Below are 21,421 nucleotides of genomic sequence, written 5' to 3' on the forward strand. Positions count from 1 at the left end.
GCGGAAGAGGAAGAGGGGGAAACGAAAAGGAAAAGTCAGAGGAGAGTCCTGCCGGGGCTCTCTTTTTTCGCGGGTAGAGAAGTTTCTCCTTATTGTAATCCGTGAGAGACACTCGTACTGCCTAACAGAGCCGGCACCCCGTTAAACGCCGGGAGCAACCACTTCCACCTTGATCCGGTCGGGATCTTCAAAATAGACGGCATAATGCCGGGGGCCACCCGCATGAGGATGATCTTCCCGGTACAAGACACGGACACCTTTTGCAGTCAGTGCTTCCGTCAGCTTGTCTACCTGTTCTCTGGATTCCGCGTGAAAGGCAAGGTGGTTCAAGCCGGTACGCCGCCTGTGGTAAGGAAGGTCCAGAAAACGGTCTTCGGTCTGGACAAAAACGAGATACGTGTCCCCGTGCTTCCAGCTGATTCCTTGGTCCCAGCGCTGGAACCTCTCGTATCCGAGCTGACTCAGCAGCCATTCCCAGAACAGAGCCGATTCGTTCAAATCGGATACATTGATTTCGACGTGATGAAGCATAAAAAAACCTCCCGGGAGCTGTTGTAAACAGTATAAATAAGAACGCTTGTTCCTGTCAATTCCTTTTTAAGTCGGAAATGAAACGAATGCAAGAAAACGTTCATTTTTCCAAAAAAAGATATTGATAATGATTCTCAATGTTGATATACTCGTTTTGGGATTTTGTGATGAACGGACATGAGAACCATGCTTTTATCATCCTGTTTTAGCTAAATCAGCCAAAAGAACTCGAGGAGTTGTCTTTATGAAGATTCGTTATGTCGCGCTGTTTGCAGCGTGTACGGTGCTTTTTACGGGATGTGGTTCCAAAAACAATGAAAAAGCGGGTGCTCCCGCAACTCCGGATGCCAAAGCGGCTCCGGTCGCGGCTTCGACTTCCCCGGCTCCGGCAGGCGACGAATCGTGGAAACCGATTCTCGACGCTTACCGCACGTACGCCACGGAACAATCCGATCTGTTCGTCAAAGAGACGGAGAAGTTCGTGAACGCCGTTAAATCCGGTAAGGTTGAAGAAGCCAAGAAACTGTACGCGCCGACCCGGATGTATTATGAAAGAATCGAACCGATCGCCGAAGCGCTCGGTGATCTGGACCCGAATATCGATGCCCGCGAGAACGATGTCGAAGAGAAAGACTGGCGCGGATTTCACCGTATCGAGCAGGCGCTCTGGCAGAAAAACACGACGAGTGGCCAGGAAGAATATGCGGACCGTCTGTTAAACGACGCGAAGCAGCTTCGTGCCCTGATCGAAACGGTCGAGGTGGATTCGGCTCTGCTCGTAACCGGTGCGGTTGAGCTCCTGAACGAAGTTTCCGCCTCCAAAGTGACGGGGGAAGAGGAGCGTTATTCGCACACCGATCTGTATGATTTCGTAGCGAATGTCGAGGGAGCCAGGAAGATTTATACCCTCTTACAGCCTAAGCTCAAGAGCAAGGACGCGGCGCTCGAAGAAACGATCGGAGCGAAATTCAAGGACCTGGAACAAGCGCTTGCCGTCTACAAAGAAGGAGACGGGTACGTCTCTTACGAGAAATTGACACAGGATGATACGAAAAAATTGAGCCGTCTGCTGGATGCGCTGGCCGAGCCCCTTTCTCAAATGGGAACGATTCTGGGAGCGGCTGCGAAATGAGCGGGAACGACAGCGAACGGAAAAAAGGGATTTTCGATAAACCGGTCAGCCGAAGAGATATTCTGAAGCTGGCCGGAGTTGGCGGCGCCGGGCTTCTGCTTGGCGCCGGCGGCGTCGGCAGCCTCGTTGCGGCGCAGGCTTCCAAAGCGGAAAAGGCGTTTTCCGCCTCGGGGGCCGAAACGGATCCCCAGGGCGCGGTGCCTTTCTATGGCGGCCACCAGGCTGGGATCGTTACGCCCGTGCAGGATTTTATCTGCTTTGCGGCGTTTGATGTGACGGCTTCTTCCGCCGCGGAATTACGCAAGCTGTTCCAGGCATGGACGGCCGCCGCGGCTAATATGGCCCAGGGCAAAATGGTCGGCCGGGACGACGGAAATGAGCTGCTGCCTCCCGCGGATACGGGTGAGGCGGCAGGGCTTACGCCGTCCCGGACTACGATTACCTTCGGGGCGGGTCCGTCGTTGTTTGACGGCCGCTTCGGTTTCGCCGGCAAGAAGCCGGAAGCGCTCCAGGATCTTCCCGCTTTCGGCGGCGACGAGCTGCGGCCCGAATGGTGCGGCGGCGATCTGTGCGTGCAGGTGTGCGCCAACGATATGCAGATCGCGTTCCACGCGATCCGCAATCTGGCCCGCATCGCACGGGGCAAGGCCGTTCTGCGCTGGACGCAGGAAGGCTTCCAGCGGACGGGATATTCGGACCCGGCCAAGGCGACTCCGCGCAACCTGATGGGCTTCAAGGACGGCACCGGCAATCCGGATGTGAAGGATGAGCGGGAGATGAAGAAGGTCGTGTGGGCGGACGGCGCGGACGGAAGCGGCTGGATGCACGGCGGGAGCTATATGGTTGTTCGCCGGATCCGGATGCGGATCGAGGTCTGGGACCGGTCGAGTCTGGCGGATCAGGAGGCGACCTTCGGCCGCCACAGGGACAGCGGCGCCCCGCTCGGCGCGGCGGGCGAGTTCGATACGCCCGATATGGAGAAGAAGGATGCCTCCGGCAAGCCGGTCATCCCGGATACTTCCCATATGAAGCTGGCCCGGGGAGACGGCTCCGTCAAAATTCTCCGCCGCTCTTACTCCTACTCCAGCGGAATCGATCACAAAACAGGCCAGCTGGATGCGGGTCTTTTGTTCGTTTGCTACCAGCGCGATCCGCGCAAGCAGTTTGTTCCCATCCAGAAGGCGCTGGGCAAGAGCGATAAGCTTAACGAATATATCGTGCATATCGGCAGTGCGGTTTTTGCCTGCTTTCCCGGCGTAAAGGAGGGCGGTTATATTGGCGACACCCTTTTTTAAACGGAAAAAAAGCAGCCTTTCTTCGGCCGCAAGCCGGGGCGTTTTCAAAATCGGCCTGGCCGCGCTCCTGCTGCTGATCAGCGTAACGGCCGGCCCTGCAGGGTACACTCCCGCTTATGCCGCCGGCGAAAGCAAGGCGTCGGGCGCCGACGCTATGCTTCCCGTTGTAGGGGGAGCGCTCGTTGAAGCCGGCCAGGGAAGCTGGGCCAAAGCCGCCGGGCATCTGGCGGAGGCCGACCAGCTTTGGCAGGCTGACGCCGCCAAGTCCTCCGCTGCCGCGGCGGACGTCAATTCGGCCTTGGCGCATGCGAAGAAAGCGGTGGCCGACGGGGAGAAGGATCCTAAGGCCGCTACCGCGGCCTTGTCCGAGCTTGCCAAGGCCGTGAACAAGTATGCGAAAGAAGGCCGGCAGGACGCAAAAACGGGCAAGTCCGGACAGGACACGGCGGCAAGTCTTCTTCCCGTCATGACCAAGCTTGCCGGGAGCATCCGGTCAGGTGACTTGACCCGGGCCTACAACGATTATAAAACCTTGAACAACGGCTGGCTCAAAGTCGAGCAGGCCATCCGGAGCGACAATTTTACCGTATACAGCGGGATGGAGACGCAGATGAGCATGATCCGCGTGGCGCTGCAGGCCGAGCCCAAACAGCCGGAGCAGGCGGCGGAAGAAACCGCGGCTCTCATTCAGCTTGTGAACGATTATACGGCAGGCAAAATCGTATCCAAAGCCCCGGAACCTGCCGACATGTCCGTTGCGGAGCTTATCGGAATTCTCGACCAGGCTTCTTCGGACATTGCGGCCGGGCATCATTCGGAAGCCGCCGGGCAGATGCAGGCATTTATTCGGAAGTGGCCTTCAGCCGAAGGCCAGGTCAGAATCCGTTCCGCAGATGTCTACACGCAGGTCGAAAACCAGATGACGGAAGCTTCGCGTTATCTGCTGTCGGTTCCCCCCGCCGGCGATAAAGCGGAGCAAGTTATCACGGCCATGCGGGAACAGCTTCAGCCGATGACGGGCGAGAAGCGGTACACGGCCGTAGACGCCGGGCTTATTCTGCTGCGCGAGGGACTCGAAGCGATTCTCGTTATCTCGGCGCTGCTCGCTTATTTAAAGCGCACCGGCAACGGGAATAAGCGCGGATGGATCTGGTCGGGCGTCGCAAGCGGACTGCTTCTGAGCGGAGCGATGGCATTCCTGCTTTCCTATACGATTTCCCAGGCCGCCTCGGGCAGTACACGGGAATTCATAGAAGGCGGAACGGGGCTGCTTTCCGTTGTTCTTATGCTGACCGTAGGCAACTGGCTCCACGCCAAGTCCAATGTGAAAGCGTGGAACAGCTACATTGACCGGCAGATGGGCAGCGCTCTGGCCGGCGGAAGCTTATGGTCGCTGTTCGCGGTCTCTCTTCTCGCCATTTTGCGGGAAGGGGCCGAAACGACGATCTTTTACGCGGGTATGGCGCCTTCGATTGCTCCGTCCCAGCTGTTTCTCGGTATCGGAGTGACGCTGCTATTGCTGATCGGTATCGGTTTCGCCATCATCCGGCTGAGTGTCAGACTGCCGATCCGGCCCTTTTTTATGACGGCGTCGGCGCTTATTTATTACCTCGTTTTCCGCTTCCTCGGAGAAAGTATCCACTCCCTCCAGGTGGCATCGGTGATACCCGCTCATTCGGCTTCCGGCCTCCCGTCCGTGGGCTGGCTTGGAATTTATCCGACCTGGGAAACGCTGCTCCCACAATCGGCCCTGCTTGCCTATATAGCGTTCAGGCTGCTTAAAAAAAGATCCGGTAAGGCGTCTTCAGAGCCCGCTCTTACCGAACGTTAACTTACCGTAAAGAACCTTGCTCCATTCTAATGGGGAAGGTTCTTTTTTTCGGCGTTAGGAACTGCGCCGGGGCACAGGCGCTTTTTTTCTTTTAAAAGGAGTCTGCCATAGAAAGATAAAAGATTAGGCACCGGCACGCTTGGGCCAGCCAAAAAACTCCCCTATACAAGGGGCCGTTATAAGGCGCTCGTGTATAGGAGAGCTAGGGGGGCAAGACCTTGGCAGGTCCCGCAGTTTGAAGGCGGAAATCGCGAAGGCCGGAGCCTTGCCTGCTTACAGCTTATCCGCGTACTTGACCAGATCGTCCAGCATCAGGTTGGCGGCTTTGATCCCGCCTGAAGTATTCCAGATGATTTCATCGATTTGGAAGGCTTTGTTGTTTTTGGCCGCGTTAAGATTTTTGTAGAGCGGGTCCGACATCCATTCCTGCTGGGTTTTCGTGCCGCCTTTAGAATCATCGTAATCGGAATTGAAGTAGAAGAGGATATCCCCGTCCATGTCGACCATGCGTTCTTTTGTAATGACCTCCATGAAGGCGTTCTTGTTCTGGGCCGCTGGCCGTGCGAAGCCCAAATCCTTCAGAATAATGCCGGAGAACGTATCGTTCTGGTAAATACGGACGGCTCCCGGGAGGAAGCGGACGATGGATACTTTGGCCGATGTTTTGGTGCCGAATTTCGCTTTCACATCCGCCACATGCTTGTCGTAAGCGGCGAGTGCTTGTTCGCCCTCTGCTTTTTTATTCAAGGCTTCGGCATAGAGCTTGAAGTTTTGTTTCCACTGCCCGGTTAACGTTTCGGCGAAAACGGTCGGGGCGATCTGCTGGAGCTGGCTGTATATTTTCTCGTGTCTGACTTTGTTTCCGATGATGAGGTCGGGCTTGAGAGTCACGATCAGCTCCAGGTTCGGCTGGACTTCCTCTCCAAGCTCCGTGACGCCCTGCATCGCATCTTTAATGTGGGGATACCACGTCTTACCGACGCCCGATTTAACCGCGCCGACAGGTTTGACGCCGAGTTCCAGAAGAGCCTCGGTTCCTTCGTTGGTCAGAATCACGACGCGCTGCGGAGTGCCTTTGATCTCGGTGTCTCCCATCGCATGCTTTACTTTACGCGCGGTATCCGCCGCCGCAGGGGCAGGTGATGACGTGTTCGGTGCCGCTGAACCGGCGGGAGCCGTTTCCGTTTTGCCGCACCCGGATGCAGCAAGGGCAAAAATCGTGAAAATCAAAAGAGCCAGTGTAGACAAGGACCGTTTACGACGGTTCATTTCTTGGTTCCCCCTCAAGATTATGTAGGTACGGAGAATGCTTGTATGTTTTATGTTGATTATGATTCTCATTCTCAACGTTATTAAAAAGCATTTCACGCCTTCTGTCAATACTTTCCTTTGGAGGCTGCCATTATAAATGAAATGCGTTTTAACAAAACGTTAATGCCTTCCGTGATCTCCTCTAATATTCACCCTACATAATGAAGGCAGAAGCTCATTCGGGTAAATACCGGGAGGACCTTAACGATGAAACTGTTCAAAAGCTTAAGCGTACTGCTGATCGCCGCAAGTTTTTACAGCCAGGCTGCCTGGGCTTCGGTCGAGGAAGGCTATGAACCGCTGAGGGATATGCTGGAACAGGCAGGAGCGCACGTGTCGTGGAATCAAAGCACCCAGACGGCCCATTTTGCTCTGCAGAGCGGTCTTGAAGGTTCGGTCACCATCGGGAACGACGGATATAAGCTAAACGGAACGGACGGAAAATTGAACGGGCGCGTGAAGCTGATCGGGGACAAAACATATGTGCCGCCGGGCTTCGTCGAGCTCGTGCTCAGCAAGCTGCGCAGCGGCGGCGGGGATCAGACGGCTGCCGGCGAGGAGCTTGTCCGGGTAACGGCGGACGGTGAAACGGAAGCGGTTGACACGGGGGAAGATGCGGCCGATGATCCTGCCATCTGGGTCCATCCGGACGATCCTGCCAAGAGCAGGCTGATTGCGACCAACAAGGGCGGCGGCATTCTGGTCTATGACCTGAACGGCAAGCAGGTCCAGTCCTACAAGCTCGGCAAAATGAACAACATTGACGTGCGCTACGGATATGAGCTCGGCGGCAAGCCAATAGACATTGCGGCGGCGACGAACCGGACGAGCAACACGATCGACGTGTTCTCGATCTCCCCGGAGACGGGGGCGCTCACGAATATCGCGGCCAAGCCGATCAAACCGGACATGGGCGAGGTATACGGCTTCAGCCTGTATCACAGCCTTAAAACCGGCAAGTATTACGCGCTTGTACTCGGCAAAGAAGGGGAATTTGAACAAATCGAGCTGATACCCGGACCGGCCGGTGTGGAAGGCAAGCTTGTACGCCACTTTAAACTGGCGTCCCAAGCGGAAGGAATTGTCGCGGACGACGAGTACGGGACGATCTATATTGCGGAAGAAGATAAGGCCATCTGGAAAATCAGCGCCGAGCCGGACAGCGGCCTGAAGCCTTACGCCAAGGTGGATGAGGCGGGTAAAGGGCATTTAACTGCGGATATCGAAGGATTAACGCTCTATTACGGGGCGGACGGCAAAGGCTATCTCCTGGCTTCCAGCCAGGGTAACAGCACTTACGCGGTTTACAACCGCCAAGGCACAAACCGCTATTTGGGCAGCTTCGCCGTCAAGGACGGGCTTATCGACGGGACAACGGAGACGGACGGAATCGATGTCGTCGGATTCGGTCTGGGTCCGGCCTATCCTAACGGGATTTTCGTGGCGCAGGACGATGAGAATGTGGATAACGGAAACAAACGCAACCAGAACTTTAAAATCGTGTCGTGGGATAAGCTGGCGAAGTCGTTCCACGCTCCTCTCCGTATCGACAACGGCGTGGATCCCCGCAAGCTCACCCCGCGTAAAGACGGTTGACGGTTTAGACAGGCAGACAGGTTCGGAAGGCGCAGGAAAGCATGGGCCGGCCGGAACTGTCTGTTTTTTGCGTCCTTATCCCTGATTTTTGAAAAGCCGGCCTTTGCTTTCTGGCGGTTAATCTTTTATCATGAAAACTAATTTAGTTTACTGTTCTGTTCCCGTATGCGCGGGTGCGGTTATATAAAAGGAGTGGATAGAATGTATTTGCCGTCTTTTCAGCTGGAAGGCAAAACGGCTCTGGTGACCGGGGCGGGAAGAGGCATCGGCCGGGCGCTGGCTATCGGTCTGGCGGAAGCCGGAGCGGATGTCGTGCTGCTTTCGCGGACACAGAGCGATCTGGACGCGGTAGCGGCGGAAATTGCCGAAGCGACCGGGCGCAAAGCCTACGCGATAGCGGCCGATGCGGGGACGCGCGAAGGCGTGACGGAGGCTGTCGGCCGTGCCGTACGCGAAGCGGGACGTCTCGATATTCTCGTCAACAACGCGGGCATGAACATCCGTACGCCGGCGCTCGAAGTAACGGATGAGGAGTGGGACGCGATCGTGCAGACGAATCTCAAGTCCGCATTTCTGATGTCGCAGACCGTCGGGCGCCACATGAAGGAGAACGGGGGCGGACGGATCGTGAATGTCGCCTCCGTTGCGGGCCATATGGCGCTGCGCACGGGAGTCGTGTACGGCTCGACCAAGGCGGCACTCATTCAAATGACCAAAATCCTGGCGCTGGAATGGGCGAAATACGATATCCTGGTCAACGCCATCGGTCCCTGGTATTTCCCGACGCCGCTTACGGAAAAGCTGCTGGCCGACGAGTCCTTCGTGGCCGAGGTGACGGGCCGCACGCCGCTGAAGCGGGTAGGCAGGCTGGAGGAGCTGGTCGGGCCGGTCGTGTTCCTCTCTTCGGATGCGGCCAGCTATGTGACGGGTCAGACGCTTTATGTGGACGGCGGCATGACCATTTACGGATTCTGACGACAGACGTGAAGGAGGAAGACAGATGAAACCGTTGCCGCTGCGTCTCAGCGTGCTGGATCTCGTACCGGTCATGCAAAAAGCGGATTCCTACACGGCGCTTGGACAGGCCGTCACGCTGGCGCGGACAGCCGAGAAGCTCGGCTATACGCGCTACTGGGTATCCGAGCATCACGACATGAAGCAGCTTGCCTCCGCGTGTCCGGAAGTGCTTCTGGCCCATATCGGGGCCCACACGGAGCATATCCGGATCGGATCGGGCGCCGTTCTGCTGCCGCACTACCAGCCGGTTAAAGTCGCGGAAGCGTTCCATCTTCTCGCGACGCTGCACCCCGGGCGCATCGACCTCGGCATCGGCCGGGCTCCGGGCGGTTCCGCGCATGTCACGCTTGCCCTGAGCGGCAATTTCCTGGAGAATGTGCGGCAGATGCCGGACAAAATCCGCGATCTGACGGCGCTGATCGAAGGCGAATTTACCGTGGAAGGGGAGCGGGTAACAGCCCGCCCGGTTCCCGCCGATTCGCCGGAGCTGTGGCTGCTCGGCACGAATGCCAAAAGCGCCGCTTACGCGGCCGAATACGGGACAGGCTACGTATTCGGCCGGTTCATGAGCGACAACGACGGCGCCGCCGTGCTCGGAGAGTACCGCAGCGCTTTCCGGCCTTCCCGCCTGCTGGCGGAGCCGAAAGCCATCGTCGCCGTCGGCGCGGTCTGCGCCGAGACGGAGGAGCAGGCCCGCGAGCTGGCCGCAGAGGCGGCGGGCTGGCTGAACGCCGGGCTTCCGGCCGCGGAGGAGGCTGCCGGAAGCGAAGCCGCTCATGCGCCGGGCCGGGAAGGGCAGCGGGATGCCGCTCCGGCGGAGGACGGGGCCGCTGCGGCCGGCACGCGGCCGGAGAAAGCGGAAGCGCCCGACGGGCGCACGCTGGTCGGCACGGCCGGCCAGATCAAGGAGCAGCTGCGCGAGCTGCAGAGAACGTGCGGGGCGGATGAGTTCCTCATCGTGACGCAGGTGCCGGATTACGCGCAGCGTCTGAAATCTTACGAGCTGCTCGCATCGGGCATCATCGGGCGGGAATAAAGGGCCGCAGCTCCGGATAACCTGGAGACGGGCGGCGGAGCATTTTCGGCTTCTATCCGCCTGAGACCTCCGCTCTATCCCGCAGACGATTCTTCCTGTACAATATAAACCAACGCATAGGAACAAGCCGATTTACTACGAAATCTAATTTAAGCAGGTGACATAATGGGTGAAATGGACGGACAAACGATTCAAGTATTGAACGCAAGCATGATTCACGATGCGGAGAACGGATATATCGGCAAAGTGGAATTTAAACTGGCGGAAGGCAAGACCGCTTATGAAGTGGCCCTTTTCAGCAAAAAGGGGAAAGAATGGATGTACAGCTTGAACTTTACCGCCGAATCCGGCACGGAAGAAGAAATTGTCGCCATCGAGCAGCAGCTGGAGGAAGATGACGATCTTTTTGATTTTCTTGTGGACACGGCGCTCAGCCGTATGGAACAGGATCCTTCCGGAGGCGTGGAGGGGGAATAGTCTCCTTTATGCAGGCCGTGTTTCCGCCGCATTTCCAGAAGCGATGCCCGCAATTCCGGTTGCGGGTATTTATGCTGGGCGAAACCGTCGCGAAACTTGCCATAGCGGCTGGAGCCGTGCTATTTTTAGGCCATGCGGGACACATTTTAACCTGGACGGTTAGACGGGAGGAATATAGATGACAGAATTCGAAAAAAAGGCGCCTGCAGAAGAACTGGCTACCTTTGCCGGAGGCTGCTTCTGGTGCATGGTGACTCCTTTCGAGGAACTGCCGGGCATTCATGGCATCGTATCGGGGTATACGGGCGGCAGCGAGACCGATCCGACCTACGAGCAGGTGAAGGCGGGAGAGACCGGCCATGCGGAAGCGGTGCAAATCCGGTTCGACCCAGACGTTTTTCCTTATGAAAAGCTGTTGGAGCTGTTCTGGCAGCAGATCGATCCGACGGATGCGTTCGGGCAGTTTCAGGACCGGGGGCTTTCCTACCGGGCGGCTATTTTTACTCACACGGAAAAACAGCGGGATCTTGCGGAGCAGTCCAAGCTTGAGCTGGCGCAAAGCGGCCGTTTCGACAAGCCGATCGTGACGGAAATCGTGCCGGCGGGACCTTTCTACGCAGCCGAGGAGTATCATCAGGATTACCACCGTAAAAATCCGAAGCATTATAAAGAAGACCGTGCCCAATCCGGGCGGGACGAATTTATCGGCAGCCACTGGAAATAACCGCGGTACCGTACCGTTAAAAGGAAGCCGGCGGACGTGCCGGTACCGGCGAGATGATCAACAAATGCGAAAGAAGTTGAGAGGAGCCTGTCAATCATGAGTGTACATATCGGAGCGAAGGAAAACGAAATCGCGGAACGTATTTTGCTGCCGGGAGACCCGCTGCGGGCGAAGTTTATCGCCGAGAATTTCCTGGAGGATGTCGTATGTTATAACGAAGTGCGGGGGATGTACGGATTTACCGGAACCTATAAAGGCCAGCGCGTCTCTGTTCAAGGGACGGGCATGGGCGTGCCGACCATTTCGATCTACGTGCACGAGCTGCTGGAAAGCTACGGCGTGAAGACGCTGGTGCGCGTCGGTACGTGCGGAGCCTTCCATGAAGACGTCAAGGTGCGCGATCTTGTGCTTGCGATGACTTCGCATACGGATTCCGCGGTTAACCGCATCCGCTTCAACGGGCTGGATTTTGCCCCGGCCGCTGATTTCGGGCTGCTGAAGAGCGCGTACGAAGCCGCCGAAGCCGCAGGCATGCCCGTACACGTGGGCAGCGTCTTCACGAGCGACACGTTCTACCGCGACGACGAAGGGGCGACAGCGGCTCTGCTGACGAAGTACGGCACTTTGGCGGTAGAGATGGAAACCGCCGCGCTGTACACGCTGGCCGCCAAGCGTAAAGCCCGCGCGCTGTCCATTCTGACCGTCAGCGATCACCTCGTGACCGGCGAGGAAACGACGGCGGAAGAGCGCCAGACGACGTTCCGCCAGATGATCGAAGTCGCGCTCGATACGGTGATCCGGTATTAAAATGTCGGATTCAACTAACTTGCCCGCTAGTTCAATAAAAAAGACGCTCCCGGGATTTCGCTCGGGCTGCGTCTTCCTCCCCTGCTCCGAACGGAACAGGCCGAATCCCTGACCCGGTGTCGGGGATTTTTTGTTGCGGCAGGAGACGGAAAGACCTTATGCTGCCTGCCGCATGTCTTAACAAGGCGTGTCTTTTAAGTAGGAGCCTGGTACGTGCATAAAAAAAGAATCCGAAGTTAAACCGGATTCCGCCTGTGCTATTAGGTTTCTAATTAAAGTGCCTTCTATTTCCACCTTCTGCTATACCACCATTTGTGATGCGGTTCAGCTTGACGGGATCAGTCGCGAAAAATGCGAAAAGAGCTGGTAGATGGCCGGCTCCCTGATGAGGGATAGCTACCTTCCTTATGAAAAGGTAGGAGCAGGGAATTCATCAATTCTCATACGAAGTAAACTATACGGTTTTTCCCGCTGGTCTCTTCCATAATGAAATCTCGCCTGCCGATGTAATTGATTCACAATGACATATAAGTATTGATCGGGGCCAATCGAAAAAGTATCCGGCCATAAAATTCTCGGGTCATGTGCGATGGTTTCCATAGTGCCATTCGGCAATATCTTCCGGATACTGTTGTTTTCATAGTCTCCCGCATAAACGGTTCCTTTTGCGCCGGTGATCATTCCATCAGACGCGCCTTTTTCCCCCCAATACCGCACATAGTGGGATAAATCCATGTCCTGTATCCTTCTGTCTCTTAGGGCTTCTGTTGAGATCGAGAACAGCTGACGGCTGGTTAGCGGAGCATAAAATAAAATCTTTCCATCAGGAGAAATCGCTAAACTATCGGAAGCCAATCTGAATGGGGACGTCGAGCCGTCCGGGTTTCGATTCATCAAAATTCGACCTTCTACTTTCGGTAAAAAATAGGGGTCAGGTGAAGTTGATAGGGCCCCATTTAACCGTCTGAACGCGTTCCCATTTTCTAAATCTACGACGATAACAGCCCCCGGCCCTTTGGAAGAAGAATCCGTTATATAGGCATAGCCTGCTCTTCCAACCCGAAAATCCAAACGGACATCATTCAGATAAGTTGTCGGCAGGACAACATCTTCGGCAAAGGTATATACTCTCCTTATTGTATTCCTGCTTAAATCAACAGCAACTAATTTTGCTCCCCCTTGAATAGGTTCAGAAAAATTTGGTGCACCTGTATCCAGTACCCAAAGGGTTCCTCTTCCATCAGCAACGATACTTTGGACACTGACGAAAGACATTGTAATATTTCCGGTATTAACCAAATTGGTTTCTAAACTGGGATAAGGCTGCAATTCACCCTCAACAATTTCCGCCACAGTAAATTGAACGTCGTCTCCCCATTTCGGAAAGCAAACAAAAATACGACCGGTTTCGGAAACGCTGACACCTGTAGGCATAGCCCCATAAAAAGCATGCACCAGTTCAAACTGCCCAAAATATTTTTCTATAGGTAACCTAGGATGCATGATATCCTCCTCATCAAATCCGAACGTATATCACCTATATATGATGAAAAATTTTTGTAATGCCTAGTTCTTGATAAATTTTTCTATCCGGTTACGTGCACCTACTACGAGTTCCTCTCTGGGGTTCTAATGCTCCGGAGAAGCGGAAAGCGAAGGTATGGATGCGGGAGTTTATTCATCGGAAGCATTTTAACGTGGGAGCAAAGCCGCTTGTAGACGCAGACCGGGGTATCCGATAAAATACGGGGATACCAGTCACTCAACAGCAAGGAAGGGATCTTGATGAACTTATCCGCAGACGGCCGGCCTATGTCGTCTTTTGTATACAGCTTCGCCTGCCACGAAGATGAAAAGGAGCTCTGCATGCTGGAGCTGCGCACCCTCCTGGGCGTCCGGCCGCAGGACGGTTGGGCCGAGAGCCCGCTGGACCTCGACCCGAGCCGGAGCCCGTTTATCCGGCACCGGCTGGAGGTCCGGCTCCAGGCGGCCAGCCTGGACGAGCTGGCCGAGGAGGCCGAGTCGCTCGATTTGAACGGGGACACGTTCAAGCTGCTCTATGTGGAGGCCGAAGGGAAGGCCTCCTACGACGAGCGGCGCGCCATCGAGCGCCTGATCGGCCGGCATGTCCGGGGCAAAGCGGACATGAAGCAGCCCCGGCACCTGCTCGGCGCGGCTTACGCCGGCGGCCGCTGGGTGCTGGGCCCGTGCCGCCGGAGCGAAGCTCTCTGGCTGGCGCACAACAGCAAGCCGCGGCACTACTCCACGGCCCTGAGCACGCGCGTGGCCCGCGCCGCGGTTAACATCGCGGTGCCGGACCCGGCCGGCATCCGCGCAGTCGATCCGTGCTGCGGCATCGGCACGGTGCTGGTGGAGGCGTTGTCGATGGGCATCGACATCGTCGGCCGCGACCTCAACCCGCTTGCCGTCCGCGGCGCGCGGGAAAATCTCGCCCACTTCGGGTATCCCGATGTGGTGAAGATCTGCGACATCCGCGATCTGGATGGCGCTTACGATGCGCTGCTTCTCGATATGCCGTACAATCTGTGCTCGGTCCTGAGCACGGAGGAGCAGCTCGAGATGCTGCGCAGCGCCCGCAGGCTGTCTCCGCGGGCGGTCGTCATTTCGGCGGAGCCGGTAGACGCCGCTCTGGAGCGGGCGGGCTTCGCCGTGAAGGACCGCTGCGTCGTCCGCAAAGGGAACTTCGAGCGGCAGATTATCGTGTGCGAGCGGCGGGAAGACGAGGCGGAATAGGACGACGAAAGGGAGGCGGATATCTAAAAAGCTGTGTAATACGCAGTTAAAACGGTATTGTCAGCAGCAAAAATAAATCTAAGATGGGCGGACCATCTAAGGACTCTGGCTCTGGTGCACAACGTCTATATATAGAGCGGACAGGCCCGGTAAAAATCTTTAACCACGACAATTAAGTGATGGATCCTGCCTTGGCGGGCGGTCTATCGCTTTTTTTATTTACCTTTCACATGATAACAACAGCAATCAGGCCCCAACCCGTCGGTAAAGCACGGGTTTCCAGGTTATAGGTTTGAGCCGGAAATCCTCCGGCTAACTCTTGTTATTTGCAAGCCGATGTTTTATATTGACATAATAGTAGGTCAAAAATAAAAGAGGTGAACGGACGGGATGACTCCACGCACGAAGGAACAAAACGAAGAGATCCGGCTGAGGCGTCTGGCACAAATCCGGAAAGCCGCTGCCGATGTGTTTTTGAATAAAGGGCTTTTACTGGAAATCCGCGATGTGGCTGCGCAGGCGGGACTCGGCTATGGCACGGTATACCATTATTACAGCAATAAGGGTGATTTGCTCCACGATTTGCTGTGGGACGCGTTGGAGCGGGCAGGGGGATGGCTGGAGGCCCCTCTGGAGGCTCTGCCGAAGGTCCCGCTGGAGGCTCAACTGAAGGCCCCGTCGGAGGTCCGGCGCGCTTCGGCTTCAGGGCAGGCGCCGACGGGTGGGCTTTTCGGCTCCGCTGCCGAGCCGGACGCCGAGAGCTCGGCTGCCGCGGATTCCCGAAGCGGAGGCCGCGAAACGGCCGCTGCCGCAGAGCTTGGCCCCGTCGCCGCAGCCGGCGTCCGGCTGCTGCAGCTATGGGCGGAGGACCACGCCCTGTATCTGCTGCACAAGCAGGCCGGTGAGGGCTTTGCCTGGCTGCCTGAAGCGCGCTCGGCCCCTCTCGCGTCCGCCTTTCGCCGGGAAGTGCTCGCGCCGCTTTCCGCGCTGCTGGAAACCGGGCGTGCGGCGGACGGGGCTGCCGTTTCCGGTATAAACGGTGCGGAACCGCCGTATCGGCGGCAGCACGCGGAAATGCTGCTGGCCGCCTTGGTCGGCTGCGCCTCGGTTTCGCTTCGCCGCGGAAAGCTGCACGAGGAGGCCGGGGATATCGCCCGTTTTTTAAAATTATAGTAGAAATAAGGGGGGAATAAACCAAGATGATCATTTTAAAATCACCCAGGGAAATCGAAGAGATGAAGCCGGCGGGCCAAATCATTGCGGACTGTTACCGCGAGGCGGCCAAACTGATCGAGCCTGGGATCACTACCCGGGAAATCAATGACTTTGTTGCCAGACACATCACCAAGCTGGGCGGCAGGCAGTTTACGAAAGGGTACAACGGTTTCCCCGCCGAAACCTGCACCTCGGTCAACGATGTGGTGGCCCACGGCATTCCTTCCAACCGGGCGCTTAAGGACGGCGACTTGCTCAAGCTTGACATCGTCGTGGAATACGGGGGATGGTTCGGCGATTCGTGCCATTGCTATGCGGTGGGCAATATCCGGCCGGAGGCGCAAAAATTAATGAAGGTGACCAAAGAATGCTTGGATCTGGGGATCGCCCGGGCGATCCCCGGGGGCAGGCTCGGAGACATAACGTCGGCGATTCAACAGCATGCGGAAGCGAACGGGTTTTCGGTCGTACGCGATCTGCTGGCGCACGGGATCGGGCGGAGCCTGCACGAGGAACCGAGCTACGAGCATATCGGCGCAGCCGGCAAAGGCATTCGGTTAAAGGAAGGCATGGTGTTTACGATTGAACCGATGCTCAACGAAGGTACATTCCGTATCATGATCGACGACGATCAGTGGACGGCGAGAACAGCCGACGGCAAATTGTCCGCGCAGTATGAGCATACGGTCGCAATCACGCCGGATGGGCCGTTGATTTTGACGGCGCAGTAAGAAGTGGCGAATGTACGGGAAAATGCGTCCTAATGGAAAATAATTTTGCCGCTTCGGGTGGAAAAAGGTGCAAATTCAAAAAGGAGAACAGTGAATCCCTGTTCTCCTTTTTTTGTTCTGCGTGGAGGTTATTCCTGGCCCGAAGATGATCTGTTTTTATTTCCATGGCCCGACTGCTTATCATTGTCGCCCAGTCCTTCACCGGCTTTGTTGCCTAATGCGGCGCCCGCAACCCCGCCTGCCAATGTGCCCAAAGGGCCTAGAATGGAGCCAACGGCAGCGCCTGCCGCAGCACCTCCGACGGTTCCCACAGCTTCACCGGCATTAATACCGTCTTGGCCGTTGCTGTTGCGGTTCTGTTTATTGTTATTCTCGGACATGTTGTTTCCCTCCTTGTACGTACGTGATACGGAAGCACAGCTTGTTTGGATCAGCGATGGTCCCAACCTAGTGTACCCGTCCTTCAGGAAAGACATCCCATGATTTCTGTAACGGTTTTAAATCAAATGAGCTGGTCGAGGTTTGTTAATCAAGCTAAAATTAATCCCCAAAAGAGCAAGCAGAGCGGGCAGCACCGCCAAGCTTGCTTTTTTGTGTTCTGTTAAACGAACTGAAAGTAGGATCGTACTTTTAAGACGAGACACCGGAATTTTTACCCTTTTAAAAAAAGGCATTGAAATCAATGTAACTCTTAGTTATAATACAAAGCATAACAAATAATAAAACGCTTTCATTAAGAGAGGGTGAAGCAATGAACCTAGCCGGAATGAACATTACGTACAAGCATTTTCCGTTTCAGCATTTCCTGGATTCCATGTCGGAGCTAGGCATCGGTCATATCGAACTGTGGGCGGGTGAGCCTCATTTGTATGTCTACCGCAATGTTCTCGGTAACTTAAGGCAAATCAGGCAGCAGTTGAAGTCAAGAGATATGCAGGTTGTCTGTTACACGCCGGAGCAGTGCGTTTATCCGTTCAACATCGCGGCCTCAGACACGCATTTGCGGCAGAAGAGCATTGATTATTTCATCGATAATCTGTACGCCGCGCTGGAGCTGGGGACGGATATGATGCTTATGACTTCGGGAATCGGGGACTTCTCGGTATCCCGGGAGGAATCGTGGAAATATGCAACCGATTCGATCTATAAGGTATCGCGGGTGGCTGAGAAGGAGGGGATGACGCTTGCATTGGAGCCTCTGACCCGGTTCGAATCGAATCTTCTGACCGATGTGGAGGGAATACTGAGGGTGATGAGGGACATCGATTCCCCTTCGTTAAAAGGAATGATCGATACCGTAGCGATGCAGCTCGCAGGTGAGACACCGGAGGATTACTTTACGAAACTGCCAGAGCTCTGCCATTTCCATCTGATTGACGGAGACCGCTCTTCCGATGCGCATCTGGCTTTAGATGACGGGGTGCTGAATTGGAGGGAATATGTAGCAGCGCTTCAAAGCCGCGGTTATCAAGGAGCTTGCACCTTAGAGATTATGGGATCCGGTTATTATGAGAACCCGCATGAGGCACTTAAGAAATCAATCAGGAAAATAAGGGATATGGAAGTCCTATCATCTTGATTTGGAGGAACTCGCTATGAGTAATGACACACTTACACGAAAACTGGGTTTCTGGTCGGCCCTGGCTATCGCGGTTGGAACTACGGTAGGTTCCGGAATATTTGTCTCTTCGGGAGATGTGGCAAAAGCGGCGGGTCTTCCCTCGATTTCAATCCTGGCCTGGATTATAGGCGGGATCATCGCAATTCCCCAGGTCATGGTGCTGGCTGAATTATCCACGGCTTATCCGCAAAATGGAAGCGGTTACGTTTATCTGAATAAAGCGGGCTGGAGGCCCCTGGCCTTCCTGTATGGCTGGGCGACATTCTGGGCGCTCGATCCGCCGTCCATTTCAATTATGGCTTTGGCCATCGTGGCCTACTTGGCAAGCTTCTTCCCGTTCTTTGCCGGGTTCGCCGGCAAGCTGCTCGGGGTGGCGATCATTCTGATTATCACATCCATCCATTACCGCAGCGTTAAGGGAGGCGGAAGCTTTCAGGTCATTATTACCGCTGTTAAAATTATACCTTTCCTGATTGTTATTGTGCTCGGACTTATGTATATGAATTTTGACAACTTCTCTTACACTCCAGCGGCGGGAGCCGGAAGCTCAAGCCTTATCGGAGGCGTATCCGCTACGACCTGGGCGTACACGGGAATGGCAGCCATCTGTTTTATGGCCGGAGAATTCAAAAATCCGGGGAAAGTTCTCCCTAAGGCGTTAATCAGCTCGGTGCTGATTATACTTGGCCTTTATACACTGCTTGCGGTGTGTGTCACCGGCTTGATGCCGTTCGACAAGCTGATGGGCTCCAGCGCTGCCGTGTCCGACGCCGTAAAATACATTCCGGGATTATCTGGTATGGCCTCATCCTTTGTGGCCGTTACCGCAATCATTGTTATTCTGGGTTCTTTGAGCTCGTGTATTATGTTTCAGCCGCGCCTGGAGTATGCCATGGCGAAGGACGGACTGTTCTTCCAACGCTTCGGGAAAGTCCATCCCAAATTCGAAACCCCCAGCTTCTCGATTATCGCTCAGGTTACATTTGCCTGTATTCTTGTCTTCTTCAGCAATCTAACGGAATTGCTGGGTTACTTTACACTCATCCAGCTGGTTATTAACATCCTGGACTTTGCCGCCGTCTACAAATGCCGGAAGAGAGACGATTATAACCCGATCTACCGGATGCCTATGTGGAGAGTAACGACCATCCTGGCGATCGCCGGGGCGGCATGGCTGGCATGGGGAACCTTTACGTGGGCTCCGGTTCAAGGCATGATTGCGGCTGCAATCGTAATCGCGACAGGCCTGCCCGTGTACTATTACTGGGAGAAGAAATATGGCTCCAAAAAGTCCGGGGACAGCGGAGTCGTAGCGTAGTCAAAAAAATGTTGTTTTAATTGTAATGTTAATTTATAATACAAGACATAACAAATAAAATTGGATCATATTGGAGATCGTCTCTAATATGGGGAGGGAACGAACATGTTGAACTTTGATGAACAGTTATTCCTTAAGCTTGTGGAACAAGAGGGCCTTGCCTTCAGAGGGCAGATTGAAGAGATTGTGGACGGAATTTGCAAACAAGGGTACAGCAACCTCTTTCTGATCGGAGCGGGCGGTACGATCGCCATGATGTATCCTTACGAATATATTTTGAAATCGAACTCGACGATTGACGTGCATGCGGAGATCGCCGCTGAGTTCATGGTCATGAACAACCGCCATTTCAGCAAAGATTCGGTATGTATCTTCACCTCCGTATCCGGGACCACTCAGGAGACTGTGGCCGCAGCCGAGTTCTGTAAAGAGCGGGGCGCGACCACCATTGCCCTCGTAGCTGAACCGGACACACCGCTGACGAAGATTGTGGATCACTGCATCACCACCGGCTCGGAGAAGCATTCCTTCGATACATTCTTCATGCTGCTGCACATGGTCGTATTCCGCTTCATGTATAACAACAACGAGTTCCCTCAATATGATCAATTCGTCAAGGAAGTCTCCCTGCTGCCGCGTGCGATTCTGGATGCGGTCAAGACATTCGATCCGAAAGCGGAAGCCTTCGCTAAGGAGCATAAGGATACCGACTACCACATGATGGTCGGCTCCGGAAATCTGTGGGGGAATACGTACTCCTACGCGATGTGCATTCTGGAAGAGATGCAGTGGATTCACGCCAAATCGATCCATGCGGCGGAATTCTTCCACGGCACGCTTGAGCTGGTGGTTGAGGATACCAGCGTGATTTTGCTGAAAGGTGAAGACGAAACCCGTCCGCTTATGGACCGTGTAGAACGTTTTGCCGAGAAAATTACGAAGAAGCTGACCCTTATTGATACCAAAGAATTCAAAATGGAAGGCATCAGCGAAGAGTTCAGAAAGCATTTTTCCGTTAATATCAACTGGTCCGTGCTCAGCCGCATCAGCGTCCACCTGGAGCGCGAGAGAAACCATCCGTTAACGCTTAGAAGATACTATCGTCAAATGGAATATTAAAATGTCGTGAGCACTACTTTGTAGTGCTCCTCTTTTAATCGCAGGGAAGGCGGGAGCAAGATGAGAATTGTTACAGTCGGAGATAACTGCATGGATGTCTATCAGGCCAGCGGCAAAGCTTATCCGGGCGGCAACCCGGTGAATGTGGCCGTTTATTTGACCGAGCTAGGCGCAGAGGCCGCTTATATCGGCTGGGTAGGTACCGACATGTATGGGGAGATTATGATTCAGGCGATTCGGGATAAAGGTGTGGACACTTCCCGGATATCCAAAAAGCCTGGAAAAACAGCGGTAACCCACGTCGAGATGATGGGAAACGACCGCAAGTTTGGCGATTACGACGAAGGAGTTATGGCACAGTTCTCCCTTACTCCGGAAGAGCTCGGCTTTGCGGGAAATTACCAGCTTGTACATTCGGGAATATGGGGGCATGCGGATAAATATTTTGCCGCGTTTAAGGAAAAGGGGCTGGTAACCTCCTTTGATTTCTCGGATCAGCTTGGCGACGAGCTCGTACAGACCTTAACGCCTCACGTGGATTATCCGTTCTTCTCGTATACCCGGGACGATGACTATATCCGGGGACTGCTGACCGAAGTGAAGCAGAGAGGTTCTCAGATTGCCGTAGCTACCCTGGGTGAGAACGGTTCACTTGCCTATGACGGAGAGCGGTTCTATACGTGCGGTGTCGGTAAGGTGGATGTGGTGGATACGATGGGTGCGGGAGATTCGTTCATTGCCGGGTTCATCTACGGCAGATTGAAAGGGATTTCGATAGAAGCGTGCCTGGAGCTTGGTGCGGCCACAGCGGCCAAGACCATAGGATATTTCGGGGCATGGTGACTGATGCAGGCCATCAATGTATAATACGTAGTATATAATCATTGATGGATAAGGATGAATGAA

Annotated in this window: 20 protein-coding genes; 16 read left to right on the forward strand and 4 right to left on the reverse strand. The window is 55.0% G+C overall.

Translation table 11 applies throughout. From position 1 onward, the window contains the following. Nucleotides 1-141 precede the first annotated feature (141 nt). Complete coding sequence (locus tag C4S74_RS20070) at nucleotides 142-531, reverse strand: VOC family protein (protein ID WP_103997057.1); 390 nt, start codon at nucleotides 529-531, stop codon at nucleotides 142-144. A 244-nt stretch (nucleotides 532-775) separates the two neighbouring features. On the opposite strand from C4S74_RS20070, the gene efeO reads away from it, so the two are divergent. The 3 genes from efeO to C4S74_RS20085 are packed head-to-tail and all read left to right on the forward strand — an operon-like array spanning nucleotide 776 to nucleotide 4,789. Continuing rightward, a complete protein-coding gene (gene efeO, locus C4S74_RS20075; protein WP_103997058.1) occupies nucleotides 776-1,663 on the forward strand; it encodes an iron uptake system protein EfeO in 888 nt (295 codons plus the stop codon). Beyond that, entirely contained in the window at nucleotides 1,660-2,958 is a 1,299-nt protein-coding gene (gene efeB, locus C4S74_RS20080; RefSeq protein WP_103997059.1) for an iron uptake transporter deferrochelatase/peroxidase subunit, read from the forward strand. The genes efeO and efeB overlap by 4 nt, the downstream gene beginning before the upstream one ends. After that, nucleotides 2,939-4,789: an FTR1 family protein gene (locus tag C4S74_RS20085; RefSeq protein WP_103997060.1), complete on the forward strand. Its 1,851-nt coding sequence runs from the start codon at nucleotides 2,939-2,941 to the stop codon at nucleotides 4,787-4,789. Before efeB ends, C4S74_RS20085 begins: the two co-directional genes overlap by 20 nt. Nucleotides 4,790-5,062: 273 nt before the next feature. Here C4S74_RS20085 and C4S74_RS20090 read toward each other — a convergent pair whose 3' ends face one another. Then, nucleotides 5,063-6,058, reverse strand: coding sequence for an ABC transporter substrate-binding protein (locus tag C4S74_RS20090; RefSeq protein ID WP_103997061.1), 996 nt, complete (start codon nucleotides 6,056-6,058; stop codon nucleotides 5,063-5,065). Nucleotides 6,059-6,307: 249 nt separating this feature from the next. On the opposite strand from C4S74_RS20090, the gene C4S74_RS20095 reads away from it, so the two are divergent. From C4S74_RS20095 to deoD, 6 genes are all read left to right on the forward strand, one after another. After that, nucleotides 6,308-7,696, forward strand: coding sequence for a phytase (locus C4S74_RS20095; RefSeq protein WP_103997062.1), 1,389 nt, complete (start codon nucleotides 6,308-6,310; stop codon nucleotides 7,694-7,696). A gap of 201 nt (nucleotides 7,697-7,897) precedes the next feature. After that, entirely contained in the window at nucleotides 7,898-8,671 is a 774-nt protein-coding gene (locus C4S74_RS20100; RefSeq protein ID WP_103997063.1) for an SDR family NAD(P)-dependent oxidoreductase, read from the forward strand. Nucleotides 8,672-8,696: 25 nt separating this feature from the next. Continuing rightward, the gene (locus tag C4S74_RS20105) at nucleotides 8,697-9,749 is read left to right on the forward strand and encodes an LLM class flavin-dependent oxidoreductase (RefSeq protein ID WP_103997065.1); all 1,053 of its coding nucleotides are present in this window, start codon (nucleotides 8,697-8,699) and stop codon (nucleotides 9,747-9,749) included. A gap of 165 nt (nucleotides 9,750-9,914) precedes the next feature. Further along, nucleotides 9,915-10,226 (forward strand): hypothetical protein, encoded by a 312-nt coding sequence (locus C4S74_RS20110; RefSeq protein WP_103997066.1) that lies wholly within the window; start codon nucleotides 9,915-9,917, stop codon nucleotides 10,224-10,226. A gap of 178 nt (nucleotides 10,227-10,404) precedes the next feature. Beyond that, nucleotides 10,405-10,950 carry a peptide-methionine (S)-S-oxide reductase MsrA gene (msrA, locus tag C4S74_RS20115; protein ID WP_103997067.1) on the forward strand — a complete coding sequence of 182 codons (546 nt, stop codon included), beginning with the start codon at nucleotides 10,405-10,407 and terminating at the stop codon, nucleotides 10,948-10,950. Nucleotides 10,951-11,046: 96 nt separating this feature from the next. Next, complete coding sequence (gene deoD, locus C4S74_RS20120; protein WP_103997068.1) at nucleotides 11,047-11,757, forward strand: purine-nucleoside phosphorylase; 711 nt, start codon at nucleotides 11,047-11,049, stop codon at nucleotides 11,755-11,757. Nucleotides 11,758-12,162: 405 nt separating this feature from the next. Here the strand turns inward: deoD and C4S74_RS20125 are convergent, their stop codons facing one another. Beyond that, nucleotides 12,163-13,260 (reverse strand): L-dopachrome tautomerase-related protein, encoded by a 1,098-nt coding sequence (locus tag C4S74_RS20125; RefSeq protein WP_103997069.1) that lies wholly within the window; start codon nucleotides 13,258-13,260, stop codon nucleotides 12,163-12,165. 282 nt (nucleotides 13,261-13,542) lie between these two features. Between C4S74_RS20125 and C4S74_RS20130 the strand changes: the two genes are divergently transcribed. The 3 genes from C4S74_RS20130 to map all read left to right on the forward strand — a co-directional run bounded on the left by C4S74_RS20130 (nucleotide 13,543) and on the right by map (nucleotide 16,457). Continuing rightward, complete coding sequence (locus C4S74_RS20130; RefSeq protein ID WP_103997071.1) at nucleotides 13,543-14,511, forward strand: TRM11 family methyltransferase; 969 nt, start codon at nucleotides 13,543-13,545, stop codon at nucleotides 14,509-14,511. A 390-nt stretch (nucleotides 14,512-14,901) separates the two neighbouring features. Further along, nucleotides 14,902-15,684 (forward strand): TetR/AcrR family transcriptional regulator, encoded by a 783-nt coding sequence (locus C4S74_RS20135; RefSeq protein ID WP_103997073.1) that lies wholly within the window; start codon nucleotides 14,902-14,904, stop codon nucleotides 15,682-15,684. Nucleotides 15,685-15,710: 26 nt separating this feature from the next. Next, nucleotides 15,711-16,457 (forward strand): type I methionyl aminopeptidase, encoded by a 747-nt coding sequence (gene map, locus C4S74_RS20140; protein WP_103997075.1) that lies wholly within the window; start codon nucleotides 15,711-15,713, stop codon nucleotides 16,455-16,457. Nucleotides 16,458-16,585: 128 nt separating this feature from the next. On the opposite strand, the gene C4S74_RS20145 is transcribed toward map, so the two are convergent. Further along, on the reverse strand, nucleotides 16,586-16,837 hold the full coding sequence (locus C4S74_RS20145) for a glycine zipper domain-containing protein (protein WP_103997077.1): 252 nt from the start codon (nucleotides 16,835-16,837) through the stop codon (nucleotides 16,586-16,588). 371 nt (nucleotides 16,838-17,208) lie between these two features. Here C4S74_RS20145 and C4S74_RS20150 point away from each other — a divergent pair, with 371 nt between their 5' ends. The 4 genes from C4S74_RS20150 to frlD all read left to right on the forward strand — a co-directional run bounded on the left by C4S74_RS20150 (nucleotide 17,209) and on the right by frlD (nucleotide 21,358). Continuing rightward, entirely contained in the window at nucleotides 17,209-18,036 is an 828-nt protein-coding gene (locus C4S74_RS20150) for a TIM barrel protein (protein ID WP_103997078.1), read from the forward strand. A gap of 16 nt (nucleotides 18,037-18,052) precedes the next feature. After that, complete coding sequence (locus C4S74_RS20155; protein ID WP_103997079.1) at nucleotides 18,053-19,396, forward strand: amino acid permease; 1,344 nt, start codon at nucleotides 18,053-18,055, stop codon at nucleotides 19,394-19,396. A gap of 105 nt (nucleotides 19,397-19,501) precedes the next feature. Then, entirely contained in the window at nucleotides 19,502-20,515 is a 1,014-nt protein-coding gene (locus C4S74_RS20160; RefSeq protein WP_103997082.1) for an SIS domain-containing protein, read from the forward strand. 60 nt (nucleotides 20,516-20,575) lie between these two features. Continuing rightward, entirely contained in the window at nucleotides 20,576-21,358 is a 783-nt protein-coding gene (gene frlD / locus C4S74_RS20165) for a fructoselysine 6-kinase (RefSeq protein ID WP_103997083.1), read from the forward strand. The last annotated feature ends 63 nt before the right edge of the window (nucleotides 21,359-21,421 follow it).

The sequence above is a fragment of the Paenibacillus sp. UNC499MF genome (genome assembly GCF_900107975.1).
GTDB lineage: Bacteria > Bacillota > Bacilli > Paenibacillales > NBRC-103111 > Paenibacillus_F.

Coding starts and splice junctions, on each gene's coding strand:
- C4S74_RS20070 (WP_103997057.1), bottom strand. CDS start 531: ATGCTTCATCACGTCGAAATCAATGTATCCGATTTGAACGAATCGGCT.
- efeO (WP_103997058.1), top strand. CDS start 776: ATGAAGATTCGTTATGTCGCGCTGTTTGCAGCGTGTACGGTGCTTTTT.
- efeB (WP_103997059.1), top strand. CDS start 1,660: ATGAGCGGGAACGACAGCGAACGGAAAAAAGGGATTTTCGATAAACCG.
- C4S74_RS20090 (WP_103997061.1), bottom strand. CDS start 6,058: ATGAACCGTCGTAAACGGTCCTTGTCTACACTGGCTCTTTTGATTTTC.
- C4S74_RS20095 (WP_103997062.1), top strand. CDS start 6,308: ATGAAACTGTTCAAAAGCTTAAGCGTACTGCTGATCGCCGCAAGTTTT.
- C4S74_RS20100 (WP_103997063.1), top strand. CDS start 7,898: ATGTATTTGCCGTCTTTTCAGCTGGAAGGCAAAACGGCTCTGGTGACC.
- C4S74_RS20105 (WP_103997065.1), top strand. CDS start 8,697: ATGAAACCGTTGCCGCTGCGTCTCAGCGTGCTGGATCTCGTACCGGTC.
- C4S74_RS20110 (WP_103997066.1), top strand. CDS start 9,915: ATGGGTGAAATGGACGGACAAACGATTCAAGTATTGAACGCAAGCATG.
- msrA (WP_103997067.1), top strand. CDS start 10,405: ATGACAGAATTCGAAAAAAAGGCGCCTGCAGAAGAACTGGCTACCTTT.
- deoD (WP_103997068.1), top strand. CDS start 11,047: ATGAGTGTACATATCGGAGCGAAGGAAAACGAAATCGCGGAACGTATT.
- C4S74_RS20125 (WP_103997069.1), bottom strand. CDS start 13,260: ATGCATCCTAGGTTACCTATAGAAAAATATTTTGGGCAGTTTGAACTG.
- C4S74_RS20130 (WP_103997071.1), top strand. CDS start 13,543: ATGAACTTATCCGCAGACGGCCGGCCTATGTCGTCTTTTGTATACAGC.
- C4S74_RS20135 (WP_103997073.1), top strand. CDS start 14,902: ATGACTCCACGCACGAAGGAACAAAACGAAGAGATCCGGCTGAGGCGT.
- map (WP_103997075.1), top strand. CDS start 15,711: ATGATCATTTTAAAATCACCCAGGGAAATCGAAGAGATGAAGCCGGCG.
- C4S74_RS20145 (WP_103997077.1), bottom strand. CDS start 16,837: ATGTCCGAGAATAACAATAAACAGAACCGCAACAGCAACGGCCAAGAC.
- C4S74_RS20150 (WP_103997078.1), top strand. CDS start 17,209: ATGAACCTAGCCGGAATGAACATTACGTACAAGCATTTTCCGTTTCAG.
- C4S74_RS20155 (WP_103997079.1), top strand. CDS start 18,053: ATGAGTAATGACACACTTACACGAAAACTGGGTTTCTGGTCGGCCCTG.
- C4S74_RS20160 (WP_103997082.1), top strand. CDS start 19,502: ATGTTGAACTTTGATGAACAGTTATTCCTTAAGCTTGTGGAACAAGAG.
- frlD (WP_103997083.1), top strand. CDS start 20,576: ATGAGAATTGTTACAGTCGGAGATAACTGCATGGATGTCTATCAGGCC.